This window comes from Arthrobacter sp. P1_H7, from assembly GCF_056405215.1.
This window is the reverse complement of the sequence record NZ_JBFUCO010000003.1, coordinates 133,161-146,184: the sequence shown is the minus strand read 5'-3', so window position 1 is coordinate 146,184 and position 13,024 is coordinate 133,161. Positions and strand designations below refer to the sequence as shown.

Sequence of the window (13,024 nt, the reverse complement as noted above, 5' to 3'; positions counted from 1 at the left end):
CGACAGTGATTCGATCCCTCATGCAGTTGCCCGCAGCCGGCAGGCACCGGGCTTGTCGCCGCCGACCGCGTGGACCAGTGATCCTGGTGCGGCGGCCCCTTGGATTTTCTCTCTCGTCCGCTTTTCTGGTAGTGCTCCTGGTTATCGTGGCGGAAGTGGTCTCGGCTCCGCGCAATTCCTCGGGTGCTGCCGGGTCACACCTGCACGCGGGAGCAGCTACGTACGACCCCTCGGGTGCTGCCGGATTGCATTTGCACAGCGCGGCCCTCCCGGCCGCCGCGGTGGAGGCGGCTACGGCTCCCTTGCCACGCACCGGGTGGACGGCCTCGGCCAGCGATGAAGAGGTTGCCAGCACGAATCGCCGCGCCGCCAATGTGCTAGACGGCAATGCTGCCACGATCTGGCACAGTAGGTGGTCCCCGGCGCCGGGGGCTCCGCTGCCGCACAGCATCACGATCGACACCAAGGCGACACGCAGCATCTCCGGGTTCAGCTATCTGCCGCGTTCCGACCTCCCGTACGGGCGGGTCGGCGGCTTCGAGATCCGGGTGAGTACCAACGGCACCACCTGGAGTGCCCCGGTGGCTCACGGGACGTGGCCGGACACCGTTGCGGAAAAGACGGTGACTTTCCTTGCGGTCAGCGCCCGCTACGTCCGGCTGACCGCAACTACTGAGGCGGGCAACCGTGGTCCGTGGAGCAGCGCTGCGGAGATCAACCTGCTCGCCGGGCAAACCATGCCCCCTACGCCGTCGCTTGGCTCCTGGGGTCCGACGATCAGCTTCCCCCTTGTTCCGGTCTCCGCGGCACTGTTGCCCGGCAACCGGCTGCTGACCTGGTCCGCCTATTCCGCCACCTCTTACGACGGCAGGGGCTATACCCAGACGTCGATCATGGACCTCTCCACCGGCGTGGTGAGCCCGCTCCAGGTGGTCAACACCGGTCATGGCATGTTCTGCTCCGGGACCTCCGTGCTGGCGGACGGGAGGATCATGATCAGCGGTGGCAGCAACAGCGCGAAAACTACGCTTTACGACCCTTCGACAAACGTCTGGAGCTCGGGGCCGGACATGAACATCCCGCGTGGCTACCAGAGCAACTTGACCATCTCCACCGGCGAGGTTTTCACCCTCGGCGGGTCGTGGTCAGGCGGTGTCGGTAACAAGGACGGCGAGGTGTGGTCCGCCGCCGGCGGCTGGCGGCGGCTGCCCAATGTGTTGTCCGACAACATCCTCACCGACGACCCCAGGGGCGAATACGTTGGCGACAACCACCCCTGGTTGTTTGCTGCGCCCGGTGGCCGGGTGTTCCACGCCGGGCCGAGCCGGCAGATGAACTGGATCTCCACCACCGGCAACGGCAGCATCACCTCGGCCGGTCTGCGGTCAGATAGCCCGGACGCGATGAACGGCGACGCCGTGATGTACGACGTCGGGAAGATTCTGACCGTCGGCGGGGCCACCGCCTACACCGCAGCCCCCGGCACAGCACGGGCATACACGATTGACATCAACAACGGTGTGAAGGTGACCCGCGCTGCAGACTTGGCGTTCGCACGGTCGTTTGCGAACGGCGTTGCGCTGCCAGATGGCCAGGTGTTCGTCGTCGGCGGTCAGGCCACCGCCGCATCGTTTACCGACACCAGCGCCCGGATGGCCCCGGAAATCTGGAACCCGGCAACCGGAAAGTGGACCACGCTGGCTTCAATGGCCATCCCACGGACGTACCACAGCGTCGCCCTGCTGCTCCCTGATGGCAAGGTCTTCGCCGGCGGTGGCGGACTGTGCGGCAGCTGCACGACAAACCATCTGGACGGGGAGATCTTCACGCCGCCCTACCTGCTGAACCCCGACGGTAGCGCGCGTAGCCGGCCGACGATTGTCACCGCACCGGCCGCCGCCGCGGCCGGCAGTACGATTAATGTGACCACCGGAGCGCCGATCACGAAGTTCGCTCTGATGCGTATGAGCACTGTGACTCACACCGTGAACACCGACCAGCGGCGGATCCCCGTGACAGCAACCTCGGTGTCGGGCAACACAGCGTCGCTGAGGCTGCCAGCGGACCGTGGTGTGCTGGTACCGGGCACCTACATGCTCTTCGCGATGGACAGCAAAGGGGTGCCCAGCGTTGCCTCGACGATCAAGGTCAGTTGATGACGACGACCGTCCGCATCAACCGATTGGCTGATGCCGCAGGTCAACGCGCTGTTTGGGCGGGCTGAGCCGGCAGGTTGATGCCGTTGCGGGTTCTACAGGCGACCGTGTGGATCGGGTGACCTTTCGATTTAAGTCGACCGACCTACAGCCCTTCGAGCGCCCTCGCCGCTACCTCGGCCCCTGTGAAGTGAGCGTCTGGCAGAAGGTGCGAGTACAGGCCGATGGTCATCTGGATGCTAATATGCCCCATTCGGCGGGACAGGTCGTAGATCGGCATGCCGCCGTGAAGCATGAGCGCGGCGTGCAAGTGCCTAAGCTGGTGGATGGTCACGTGCTTACCCAGGAGCACCTTATCTGCGCGCTCCTTGTCCGATGCCCGTGCCACCCGAACGGAGTCCGGTGGGGCAAATGACTTACCGTCCTTAATCGAGCGCATCAGCCGCTGCCGCGTCCGATGCCTTCGCTAGGCGCGCGTAGACGCGCAGCGTGGTCTGCGGGTCCTCGTGCCCGAGCCGCGCCTGCACGACGTGAACCGGGACGCCAGCGTCGAGCAGGTGGGTGGTGTGCGCGTGGCGGATCTCGTGGATCCATGGCTTGCGGTCCAGCTCCTTGCCGACGAGCTGGCCCATCAGCGGCTGCCAGACTTCCTTGTGGAAGCGGGAGTTGCGGATGTAGTCGCCGTCTGGGCGCTGGAAAACGAAGTCGTCCAGTTCGACCTCCTTCAAACGTTCGGCGATCGCGGCGGACAGCGCAGCGTTGCAGGTCACGGTGCCGTTGGCCTTCTTGGTCTTGGGCGGTCCGATCTCCTCGCCTTTGCCCTTCGTCTTCCAAGCCCGGCTGACACGCACCGCGGCGCGGCCGTCGCGGATCGTAATGTCGCGCCGGCGGAGTGCAGTGGCCTCCGAGTAGCGAAGGCCCGTGCCGCCGAGGAATTGGATGAACAGGGAGTAGTGCGCGTCGATGCGCTCGGCGAGCATGACGAGGTCTTCGGGTGACAGGTAGACGGCTTCCCGGGCTTCGTTGAGGTCGGCCTCGGCGACTCCCTTGGCTGGGTTGCGCGTCATCGTCCCGGCGTCCATGGCGGTGACGAACGCGGCGGAGAGCAGCGCGTGGATGTTCTGCTTGGACTTGCGGGAGAGCGGGGCTCCTTTGGTCTGGTTGGCGCCGATCTTGACCGTGAGTTGATCCAGCCAGTCGATGACAGCGGCCTTCCTGACATTGTCCACTGGAGTCTTTCCGAGGTCGCTGTCGGCAATGTGCGCGGCAGCCATGTTGCGGTACTTTGCGATCGTCCCAGGCTGGGGCTTCCGCAGCAGATCGATATGCCGGACCACGACTTCGTAGACTGTCGGCGCCGTGGAGTCCTTGCGGACCTTGGCCTTTGCCGCGAGCTTGTAGGTATTTCCGTTGGCATCAAGGAACGCCTTCAGCTCGAGCGCCTTGTTGAGCACTTCCCCGGGCCCGTAGTCCTTGTCGAAGAATGTGCGCGTCTTGAGGCCCGTCTCTGGGTCCCGCCAGGTGATCGTGTGCGAGGACCCGCCCTTCGAGAGATCGCGGTTACGGATGCTAGCCACAGTGCACCGCCTGCATGGCCCTATGCGCGGCATTGCTTGCCCTCTGTGCTGCCTTGAGCTGCGCGCGGTACCCGGTCGCGCCGACAGTCTTATCCGGGTGGTCGATCAGGTAGGACAGCCAGCCGCGGGCGGCCTCGTACCGCTCCCCCGCTAGTTTGATCAGTCCCGTTCTGTCCTCTGTCGCTTATATGCGTGTCCCCCATCGGGGCCGTTTCTCGCCAACAAGATCGGGCTTCTCGCCAACAGGCAAAAAGATAGCCCCTAGATCACAAGCATCTAGGGGCTATCTTATGTGGAGATGGGGGGAATTGAACCCCCGTCCGATGTCGTGTTGTCAGGGCTTCTCCGGGCGCAGTTTGCGTTGGATTTTCTCGGCCCCAGCCATGCTGCAAACAGCTGGCTGATCCGGGCCCAGTCATCTAAGAGTCCCGTTTACCCCGATGACGGAGGTAAACAGCAGTGGCTATCTAAATGACGCCAGGATCCGGGGCAATAGCAACCTCGGGCTGACGGACTGTCTTACTGCTTAGGCAGCGAGAGCGAAGTCAGTGCGTTTTGATTCGGCACTTATTGGTTTGCAGACAGCGTTTACGAGATAATTCTGCATCCTCGGCCCGCTTCACCTGTCGCGACTAACATCGTCGAAACCGATCATCCCCGTATTTTTTTATCAAACCCGGACCGGATACTTTCGAATCCTTCCCGGACTACTAATCATAACGCACCGCCTCCGGGAAACATTCCCGGGGGCGGTGACAGCCTGCGGCGCGCTAGCGGCGGTTGCGTTCGCGCATGACGCGCTGGGCCTCGCGCTTGTCCTGCTGTTCGCGCAGCGTCTGGCGCTTGTCGTATTCCTTCTTGCCGCGGGCGACGCCGATTTCGACCTTCGCGCGGCCGTCCACGAAGTACAGCTGCAGCGGCACGATCGTGAAACCCGACTCGCGGATCTTGTGCGATATCTTCGTGAGCTCTTCGCGGTGCAGCAGCAGCTTGCGGCGGCGGCGTGCGGCGTGGTTCGTCCAGCTCCCCTGGTGGTACTCGGGGATGTGGATGCCCTCCATCCACAGCTCGTCGTTGTAGAACGTGCAGAAGCCGTCCACCATCGAGGCATGGCCCTCGCGCAGGGACTTCACTTCCGTGCCCATCAGCGCGATGCCGGCTTCATAGGTGTCAAGGACGTGGTAGTCGTGCCGGGCCTTGCGGTTGGTGGCCACTACCTTACGGCCACTTTCTTTGGGCACGGTAGGACTCCTCGGTTTGTTGGTGGTTCACTCCGGCCAAGTGGTGCGGAGTCTTTCCAGTTTACGGCAGGGCGCCCGCCTCAGCGGATGGCCCGGGCCGGACTACAGCAGGTTCATCGGGTCCACGGCCCGGCCGTTGAGCCAGGTCTCGAAGTGCGAGTGGCAGCCGGTGGAGTTGCCGGTGGTTCCCGAATAGGCGATCAGCTGTCCCTGCTGAACGTGCTGGCCGACCGAAACCGTCACGGAAGTGTTGTGGTAATAGATCGTGGTCAGCGAGTTGCCTTGGACCACCCCGTGGGAGATCTTCACGTTGTTGCCGCCGCCGTCGTTGGCCCAGCCGGCCGAGAAGACGGTGCCGGCGGCCGCGGCGTAGACGGGCGTGCCGCAGGCGGCACCGAAGTCGATGCCGGTGTGCATGTAGCCGCCCTGGCCGTAGAAGTCGATGGTGCCCGGCGGCGTCGCACGCCAGCCAAACCCGGAGGTGATCGGCACACCATTGAAGGGGTGCCGCAGTCCGAAGGCCGACGGGGGCCCTGGCGGGGCAGGGACGTACGGCGGCTTGGCCTGTCCCTGTGCGCGGGCTGCGGCCGCAGCGGCCTCGGCAATGCGCCGCTGCTCGGCTTCCCATGCCTCACGCAGTTTCCGGTCTCGTTCGACAATTTCAGCCGCGACGGCGTCCTGCTGGGCCTTGACCTTGGCGAGCTGAGTCTGGATCCCTGGCTTGGCGGCCTGGAGTTCGGCGTCGAGCCGGGTGGTGTCGGCGATCAGCTTGTCCACGGCTGCCTTCTTGGCTGCGGCCTCGTCMCGGGCGGCCTTTTCCCGGGCCAGCGCGGCGTCGGCTTTGGCCTTGAGGTCGGTGATTTCAGCCTCGACGGCGGCCAGCCGGGCCTGCGCGTTGACGTTCGTGGCGCTCTGCTGGGTGAGCTTGTCCATCGCGGAGTTCTGGCTGCGCAGGGCCTGGTCCGCGAGGTCGATGGTGTCCGTCAGGCTGCTGCCCTGGTTGGAGCCGAAGAACAAGGACAGGTTGGACGGGACGCCGCCGGACTTGTAGGCCTGCGTGGCGATCTGTCCGATCAGTTTCCGGGTGTCCGCGATCTTCTGCTTGTCCGCTTCCAGCTGCTGCGTGATTTTTGCCTTGTTCTGCTGTGCCAGGTCCACGCGGGCCGCGAGGGCCTGCACTTCCTGGACCGCGCCGGCCACCCGGCCCTGGGCGTCCGTGAGGGCCTGCTGGGCGCCGGGGAGCTGGCCCTGGTACAGGACCAGGTCCGCCGCGGCTTGGGCGATCCGGCCGTCCACGAATTCGAGGGAGTGCTGGACCCGTGCGGCCTCGTCGCGCAGCGCGGCCTGCTGGTCCTCGAGGTCGTCGGCGAATGCCGCCGGACTCGAGGCCCCCATGGTCCCGGCCAGGACCAGCGCCAGGGTGGCGCTGATCATCCGGCTGCGGCGCCCCACCAGGCGGAGCCGGAGGGATTGCCGGAGGGGGCGGCGGGCCATCGGTGTCATAAGCATTCCCTTTTCGTTGCGCAAAGCTAGACCCGCAAGTACCGGCGGAGGGTCAGCAGGGAGGAAATTCCGGCCAGGACAACGCCCAGGCCAATCAGGGCAGGTACCAGGATCAGGGTCTGGCCGGGCGAGATGAACGCGGTGTCCGGATACTGCTTGGACAGGACGCCTTCGAGGAAGAAGCGGGCCACGGCCCACAGGGTGCCGGAGGCCAGGGCCGCACCGATCACCGCGGCGATCACGCCTTCGAGGATGAACGGGAGCTGGATGACCATCTTGGACGCGCCCACCAGGCGCATGATGCCTGTTTCCCGGCGGCGGCTGAACGCGGAGAGCCGGATGGTGGTTGCGATCAGCAGGATGGCGCAGATAATCATGACGCCGGCAATGCTCACGGCTACTAGGGACGCGGCGTTCATGGCCGAGAACAGCCGCTCCAGCAGCTGCCGCTGGTCGATCACGGTCTCCACGCCGGCCTGGGAGGAGAAGGTCTCGCTGATGATCTCGTACTTCTCCGGGTCCTTCATGTTGATCCGGAAGGACGCCGGCAGCTGGTCCGGAGTAACGGAGTCAACGATCGGGGAATTGGAGAACTGTTCCTTGAAGTGCTTGTAGGCGTCGTCCTTGGACTCGTACTGGAAGTCGTTGACGTACTGCGCCACCGCGGGAGACTGCAGCAGCGTGCGCAGGTTGTCCTCCTGCTCCGGCGTCGCGGGCCCGGTGGCGCAGCCGGGCGCCGTCGAACCGTCACTGCAGAGGAAGATGGCTACCTGGACTTTGTCGTACCAGTAGCCCTTCATCTGGTTGATCTGCAGCTGCAGCATGCCGGCGGCACCGACGAAGGTCAGCGACACGAAAGTCACCAGGATCACGGAGATCACCATGGACAGGTTGCGGCGCAGACCGCTGCCGATCTCGCCCAGGACGAATGCAAGCCTCACGCCTGGCCCTCCCCTGCGGTGCGGAGTTCGGCGCGGGCTTCGGCGCGTGACCCGGCCCGGGGCAGGAGAACTTGCGGCTGTTCGTCCCGTCCGCTGGCGTCGCGCAGGCGCCGCGACTGGCCCACGACGGGAATCATGGAGGTGTAGAGGGCCTTGGCCTCGTCGCGGATCACGACCCCGTTCTTCAGTTCCACCACCCGTTTGCGCATTTCGTTGACGATGTCGTCGTCGTGCGTGGCCATCACCACGGTGGTGCCGTTCTGGTTGATCTTGTCCAGCACGCCCATGATGCCCATCGAGGTGGTGGGGTCCAGGTTTCCGGTCGGCTCGTCGGCCAGCAGGATGCCGGGGCGGTTCACGACGGCGCGGGCGATCGCCACGCGCTGCTGCTCGCCGCCGGAGAGCTCGTGCGGGAGACGGTTTTCCTTGCCTTCCAGGCCGACGGTCTTCAGGACCTCGGGGACGGTGTCGCGGATGACGCTGCGGCTCTTGCCGATGACCTGCATGGCGAAGGCGACGTTGGCGAAGACGGTCTTCTGCGGCAGCAGGCGGAAGTCCTGGAAGACGACGCCGATTCCGCGGCGCAGGCGCGGTACCCGCCAGCTGGAGATGTTCGCGACGTTCTGGCCGGCGACGTAGACGGCGCCGGAGGAGGCGCGGTCCTCTTTGAGGACCAGGCGCAGGAAGGTCGACTTGCCGGAGCCGGAAGCTCCGACGAGGAAGGCGAATTCGCCACGGTCGATCTCAAGGTTGATCGAATCCAGCGCCGGCCGCGCCTTCTGGTCATAGACCTTGGTGACATTTTCGAAACGGATCATGGCCCTTAGTACCCTGCAGGACGAGGCCGCGGGGGCCCGGTTCTGCTGCCGGCGCAAGGGCTTTCGTTTGGGGGAAGTAGAGCTCCGGCCCCTCGACTATACGCACGGGTAACGGCGGATCGGCCGGAACGGCGGGGTGTGTCGCGCGATTGTCAGGGACCTCCCAGTGGCGGCTCCCAGCCGGGCTCCGGGCCTACTTCTCGGCGTTGCGGTTGTCCGTCCGCCAGCGGATCCCGGCGTCGATGAAGTCGTCGATTTCGCCGTCGAACACGGCCGAGGTGTTGCCGACCTCATGCTCGGTGCGGAGGTCCTTGACCATCTGGTACGGGTTCAGGACGTAGGAGCGCATCTGGTCGCCCCATGAGGCTTTGACGTCGCCGGCGAACGCCTTCTTCTCGGCGTCCTCCTGTTCCTTCTTCAGCAACAGGAGCCGGGACTGCAGCACCCGCAGGGCGGCGGCGCGGTTCTGCAGCTGCGATTTCTCGTTCTGCATGGACACGACGGTGCCGGTGGGGATGTGGGTCAGGCGCACGGCGGAGTCGGTGGTGTTGACCGACTGGCCGCCGGGGCCGGAGGAGCGGAAGACGTCCACGCGGATTTCGTTGTCCGGGATGTCGATGGAGTCCGTCTGCTCGATCAGCGGGATCACTTCCACGGCCGCGAAGGAGGTCTGGCGGCGGCCCTGGTTGTCGAAGGGGCTGATCCGGACCAGGCGGTGGGTGCCGGCCTCGACGCTGAGCGTGCCGAAGGCGTACGGCGCCTTGACCTCGAACGTGGCGGACTTCAGCCCGGCTTCTTCGGCGTAGGAGGTGTCCATGATGGTGGTCGGGTAGCCGTGGCGTTCGGCCCAGCGCAGGTACATGCGCAGCAGCATTTCGGCGAAGTCCGCCGCGTCCACCCCGCCGGCGCCGGCGCGGATGGTCACCACTGCTTCGCGCTCGTCGAACTCGCCGGAGAGCAGGGTGACGACTTCGAGGTCGGCCAGCGCCTTGCGGACTGATTCGAGTTCCGCGGCGGCCTCGCCCATGGAGTCGGCGTCGTCCTCGTCCTGGCCGAGTTCCACGAGGACCTCGAGGTCGTCGATCCTGGCCACGAGCTTGTTGAGCCGTTCGAGCTCGGTCTGCTTGTGCGAGAGCTTCGAGGTGATGACCTGGGCGGCGGCGGGGTCGTCCCACAGATTGGGTTCACCGGCCCGCTCGCTGAGCTCGGCGATGTCTTCCTTGAGCGCCTCGACGTTCGAGACGTTCTCGATGGACGTGTAGGTGGCCCGCAGCGCGCGGATTTCAGCGGGAAAATCAATGTTTGCCATGGTTTTTTAAGCCTACGCTATGTGTCCTAGCACCCTTGCCCTATAGCCGGTTGACCTATCACTTTGGGTTGCCTGAAGGCCTAGTTGGCAGCATCTAGTGATAGGGCAACCGGAGTGGTGGGCCAGCAGCTCAGCGGCTGAGGCGCGAGCGCGCCGTCGACGTCGCCTCGATCCGGATGCCGTCCGGCACCAAAAAGTTCACCACCGGCGGATGGACGGCTGCGCTCAGCACCACGACGGCGGTAGCACCGTCCGGGCTGCCGGTGGAGGGCGCCACGCTCAGTGCGCTGAAGCGGTCGAACGCTCCGTTGCGGCCCAGATAGTCGACGGCGGCGCTGCGCACCCTCGCCCCGCTGAGGACGGCGGACGGTGTACCGCCGGCGTTGCCCAGCTGGCCGAGCGTGAAACTGTCCGCAGCGGCCACCGAGGCGCCGTCCGCGACGGAGAGCAGTTTCTTGTGTTCGAGGTAGACGCTGGAGGCCGCCATCACGACGGTGGCGACCAGCAGGGCGATCAGCATGAAGCCGATGCTCAGCACCAGCACCTGCCCCTCCTGCCGGCGGGCCCGGGGCCCGACTCTCACCGGAACCTGCCCACCAGCTGGGTTGCCGACGCACTGAGGTGGCTCGCGTTCAGATGCAGTGCGTCGCTGAACGGCACATACGGCAGGGGCACTGAGAGGTGGACGGTGACTGTCACCGCCGAGCCGGGAGCCAGGCAGTCGGCAGGCTCGCAGCGGGTGTCGACGCTGGCGTTTTCCGCCGGCTGGCCGTAGTCGGCGAGCGCCAGCAGCACGGCTTGCTCGGCGGCGGCCCGTCCGCTCGCGGCGTCCGGCTGGGCAACGTAGACCTTGGCGGCCTGGTCAGCGGCGCCGACGACCGCGAACGACCCGCCCTGGATCTGAGCCACTGTGATGATGAAGTACACCAGCGGCACCATCAGCAGCGCGGACAGGAAGACGAACTCGACCACGGCGCTCCCCTCTTCCGCCGAGGCGCCCGGCTCCGGCCATTCAACGCTGGATGGCCGCATGGCCCTTCACCTCCAAGAGCGCCCGGGGACCGATGAAGCCGATGACCGGCAGGGGTGCCCGGACGGTCACCTCCAATGTACGGATGCCCTGGAACGTCGATTCGCTCGTGGCCACGTCCCGGGCGAAATCCGGGTTGAGCGCCGCGGTGATCAGCTGGACAGTCCGGTCCTTGGCGTCCCCGTCGTTGCGGTCGGCCAGCGTGCCGTATCTGGCGCCCGAGGCGGCGGCGTCGATGAGCGTATTCCGGACGTGAAGTACCAGGGTGAGCTGGACGATCGCGAGGAAGAGCAAGGTGAGCGTGGCACCGATCAGCACGAAGTCCACCACGGCGGCGCCGCGCTGAACATCCTTGCGGTGCTGCCGGTTATTGCCGTGGCGTCCGGTCCCCCCGCCCTGGGCTGCCATTGCCTACTGTCCGACCTTGTCCATGGCCTGGTTGAAGAGTCCCTCCAGCGCAGGCCCGGCGAGGGCGAGCAGGGCGGCCACGAGGACAGCCGACATAAGGGTGATCATGACCCAGCCGGGGACGTCGCCGCGCTGGGGATGGGCGACTCCCGCGTCAGAGTGGTCCCCCGCCCGCGGTCGCGACGGAGCAGACCACCAGGTCAACATGCTGAGCGCGCAGGCTGCCAATGCCGTCCGGTTTCCGAAGTTCTTCACCGTGTCCTCTTTCCTGGTTTTGGTTTTTTGGTTTTTCTGTTTTTCTGGAGTCCTGTTTTTGGATCTGATGGTTCGTGATGTGTCGCCGGCGGATCGTGCTGCACGCCAGGCTGGCCGGCGAGCTGCAGGGCGTTCTTCGTATCCTGTTCCCTCCTCGTATGACTTTTCTTGAGTCCTGCCCGTGCCGGCCGGGTGGGCCGCCGCCGGCTGTTGGTCGCCGTCGTGCGCCAGGCGCCTAGAGTCCGAGACTGATGGCGGCCAGACCGGGGAAGACGGCGAAGATGACCGTGAGCGGAAGGACGCCAAAGACAAGCGGCACCACGCACGTGCACAGTAGTGGTTACTTCCAGACATGGAAAAGCCCCGGCAGGCTACCAACCTCCGGGGCGTGACAATCAAGGTTCAGTTGATTGTTAGCCCAGCATACCGGCTGGCCCTGACATTTCACATGGCTGTAGAGCGTCACAGCGCGTTCCAGCCCTCCTAGCGCCAAACCAGAGGGGCGCGGTTACATCTCCACCGAACGCCTAGAACCGCCTAGGCGAGACTCCCGTTAGCTCCGGGCGTCCAGGCCACACCAAAGACACGTCCCGAAACGGGCCGGGTCCACTCGTTGTGGGCGAATGACGCAGAGCGGAGACGGGGGCGGCGGGCTTTTTTGGGGAAGGGGTTACCCACCAAGAAGTAACACTCCCCTAGGGAGGCCTCTATCAGTGAAGCTAAACCAACCAACAAAGCGACGGGCAACAGCATGGTCTCCGTCCTCGCACAACTAACCATGGGGTAACAAGCAATGAGCACAATGACAGACACCCGCACGACTCCCCGCATGGTGAACGTTGGGGAAAGGCCCGTCATCAACCACTACAACCGCCACGAAGACATCACGCGGTCAATCATCACGGGCGAGAGCATCCCGGCCATGTGTGGCTTCGTGGGCCCGGTCCAGGGGCGGGGCAATGGGTCCGTAGCCCAGAAGACACGGGGCGCCTTTATCGTCTGCGAGCCCTGCAAGCGTGCCTTCGAGGCGTTGGGCGCGGCCTGACCGCACGCAGAAAACCCCCGCCAGTCATCACAACTGGCGGGGGTTTCTCTGTGCGTGGTGGTTAGCGGACGATGTACGTCCTGCTGACCTTGAAGATCGTTGGGTCATCCTTGGTGTTGTGGACACGGACGACCCACTTTGTCCCTTTGGGCCCCCATGCTGCGTGGTTGTCGTCCCAACCGCCGGCGACGTAGTGGCCGTTCTGGTACCAGCGGTACCTCAGGTTTGCACCCTTGGGCCAGCCGTACTTGTTTGCGCGCAGAACGGTTCCACCCGACACATACACAGTTGACTTTCCGACCGTGCAGGACTGGCCTGGCGGGCAGACTGCGGCGCTGGCCGGGGCCGCCGCGGTGAGCGTTCCGGCTCCCAGGGCAACGGAAAGGGCAGCAGCGGCTGCTGCTTTACGGAAGATCGATCGTTTCAATGCTGGCACGGTTCCCCGCACCTCCTGTCGGTGGTTGGCAGATAGTTTTTGGCTGCTGAACGCTTCCGACATACACCGTCTAAGGCGCCCCCAAGCCATGAGTATAACCACACGGGTCACACTGGCATCAAGGGCGTATTGCTTACGCCGGCAGGAATCCAGGCAACCTGTCCGCCCATCGGATCCCGCGCAAGTGTTCGGGGCAGCGCCGGTGGATCAGTGGCACGAGCAAGTGCAGCGAGCAACGGGCTCCAGGAACTCATAGTCGGGCTCCAGCTCCTCGAAATGCGAGCGGCTAGGAACCGCCAGCATCT

The 13,024-nt window shown here is 65.1% G+C and carries 14 protein-coding genes and 1 other RNA gene; 2 read left to right on the top strand and 13 right to left on the bottom strand.

Annotation, left to right across the window (positions count from 1 at the left end; all coding sequences use genetic code 11):
* Positions 1-302 precede the first annotated feature (302 nt).
* Positions 303-2,156: a galactose oxidase-like domain-containing protein gene (locus AC1DXI_RS03590; protein ID WP_476937470.1), complete on the top strand. Its 1,854-nt coding sequence runs from the start codon at positions 303-305 to the stop codon at positions 2,154-2,156.
* Positions 2,157-2,301: 145 nt separating this feature from the next.
* Here the strand turns inward: AC1DXI_RS03590 and AC1DXI_RS03585 are convergent, their stop codons facing one another.
* The 12 genes from AC1DXI_RS03585 to AC1DXI_RS03530 form a co-directional block, all read right to left on the bottom strand.
* Positions 2,302-2,595, bottom strand: coding sequence for a tyrosine-type recombinase/integrase (locus tag AC1DXI_RS03585; RefSeq protein WP_476937469.1), 294 nt, complete (start codon positions 2,593-2,595; stop codon positions 2,302-2,304).
* The gene (locus AC1DXI_RS03580; protein WP_476937468.1) at positions 2,582-3,733 is read right to left on the bottom strand and encodes a tyrosine-type recombinase/integrase; all 1,152 of its coding nucleotides are present in this window, start codon (positions 3,731-3,733) and stop codon (positions 2,582-2,584) included. Before AC1DXI_RS03580 ends, AC1DXI_RS03585 begins: the two co-directional genes overlap by 14 nt.
* Before the next feature lie 290 nt (positions 3,734-4,023).
* Positions 4,024-4,392: a transfer-messenger RNA gene (gene ssrA / locus AC1DXI_RS03575) on the bottom strand.
* Positions 4,393-4,503: 111 nt separating this feature from the next.
* Positions 4,504-4,974, bottom strand: coding sequence for an SsrA-binding protein SmpB (smpB, locus tag AC1DXI_RS03570; RefSeq protein WP_026266743.1), 471 nt, complete (start codon positions 4,972-4,974; stop codon positions 4,504-4,506).
* Positions 4,975-5,076: 102 nt separating this feature from the next.
* A complete protein-coding gene (locus AC1DXI_RS03565; RefSeq protein ID WP_476937498.1) occupies positions 5,077-6,477 on the bottom strand; it encodes a peptidoglycan DD-metalloendopeptidase family protein in 1,401 nt (466 codons plus the stop codon).
* Positions 6,478-6,503: 26 nt separating this feature from the next.
* Positions 6,504-7,418, bottom strand: coding sequence for a permease-like cell division protein FtsX (ftsX, locus tag AC1DXI_RS03560; protein ID WP_476937467.1), 915 nt, complete (start codon positions 7,416-7,418; stop codon positions 6,504-6,506).
* Positions 7,415-8,236, bottom strand: coding sequence for a cell division ATP-binding protein FtsE (gene ftsE / locus AC1DXI_RS03555; protein ID WP_476937466.1), 822 nt, complete (start codon positions 8,234-8,236; stop codon positions 7,415-7,417). The genes ftsX and ftsE overlap by 4 nt, the downstream gene beginning before the upstream one ends.
* A 193-nt stretch (positions 8,237-8,429) precedes the next feature.
* On the bottom strand, positions 8,430-9,545 hold the full coding sequence (prfB, locus tag AC1DXI_RS03550) for a peptide chain release factor 2 (RefSeq protein WP_028276033.1): 1,116 nt from the start codon (positions 9,543-9,545) through the stop codon (positions 8,430-8,432).
* A gap of 130 nt (positions 9,546-9,675) precedes the next feature.
* A complete protein-coding gene (locus AC1DXI_RS03545) occupies positions 9,676-10,089 on the bottom strand; it encodes a pilus assembly protein TadG-related protein (protein WP_476937465.1) in 414 nt (137 codons plus the stop codon).
* Positions 10,090-10,124: 35 nt separating this feature from the next.
* A complete protein-coding gene (locus AC1DXI_RS03540; RefSeq protein ID WP_476937464.1) occupies positions 10,125-10,577 on the bottom strand; it encodes a hypothetical protein in 453 nt (150 codons plus the stop codon).
* Entirely contained in the window at positions 10,558-10,983 is a 426-nt protein-coding gene (locus tag AC1DXI_RS03535) for a TadE family protein (RefSeq protein WP_476937463.1), read from the bottom strand. The genes AC1DXI_RS03540 and AC1DXI_RS03535 overlap by 20 nt, the downstream gene beginning before the upstream one ends.
* Before the next feature lie 3 nt (positions 10,984-10,986).
* On the bottom strand, positions 10,987-11,238 hold the full coding sequence (locus AC1DXI_RS03530) for a hypothetical protein (RefSeq protein WP_476937462.1): 252 nt from the start codon (positions 11,236-11,238) through the stop codon (positions 10,987-10,989).
* Positions 11,239-12,031: 793 nt separating this feature from the next.
* On the opposite strand from AC1DXI_RS03530, the gene AC1DXI_RS03525 reads away from it, so the two are divergent.
* Positions 12,032-12,283, top strand: coding sequence for a DUF3039 domain-containing protein (locus tag AC1DXI_RS03525; protein WP_476937461.1), 252 nt, complete (start codon positions 12,032-12,034; stop codon positions 12,281-12,283).
* A 61-nt stretch (positions 12,284-12,344) separates the two neighbouring features.
* On the opposite strand, the gene AC1DXI_RS03520 is transcribed toward AC1DXI_RS03525, so the two are convergent.
* On the bottom strand, positions 12,345-12,719 hold the full coding sequence (locus tag AC1DXI_RS03520; RefSeq protein ID WP_476937460.1) for a hypothetical protein: 375 nt from the start codon (positions 12,717-12,719) through the stop codon (positions 12,345-12,347).
* Positions 12,720-13,024 lie beyond the last annotated feature (305 nt).

Coding starts and splice junctions, on each gene's coding strand:
- ftsE (WP_476937466.1), bottom strand. CDS start 8,236: ATGATCCGTTTCGAAAATGTCACCAAGGTCTATGACCAGAAGGCGCGG.
- AC1DXI_RS03540 (WP_476937464.1), bottom strand. CDS start 10,577: ATGCGGCCATCCAGCGTTGAATGGCCGGAGCCGGGCGCCTCGGCGGAA.
- AC1DXI_RS03525 (WP_476937461.1), top strand. CDS start 12,032: ATGAGCACAATGACAGACACCCGCACGACTCCCCGCATGGTGAACGTT.
- AC1DXI_RS03535 (WP_476937463.1), bottom strand. CDS start 10,983: ATGGCAGCCCAGGGCGGGGGGACCGGACGCCACGGCAATAACCGGCAG.
- prfB (WP_028276033.1), bottom strand. CDS start 9,545: ATGGCAAACATTGATTTTCCCGCTGAAATCCGCGCGCTGCGGGCCACC.
- AC1DXI_RS03585 (WP_476937469.1), bottom strand. CDS start 2,595: ATGCGCTCGATTAAGGACGGTAAGTCATTTGCCCCACCGGACTCCGTT.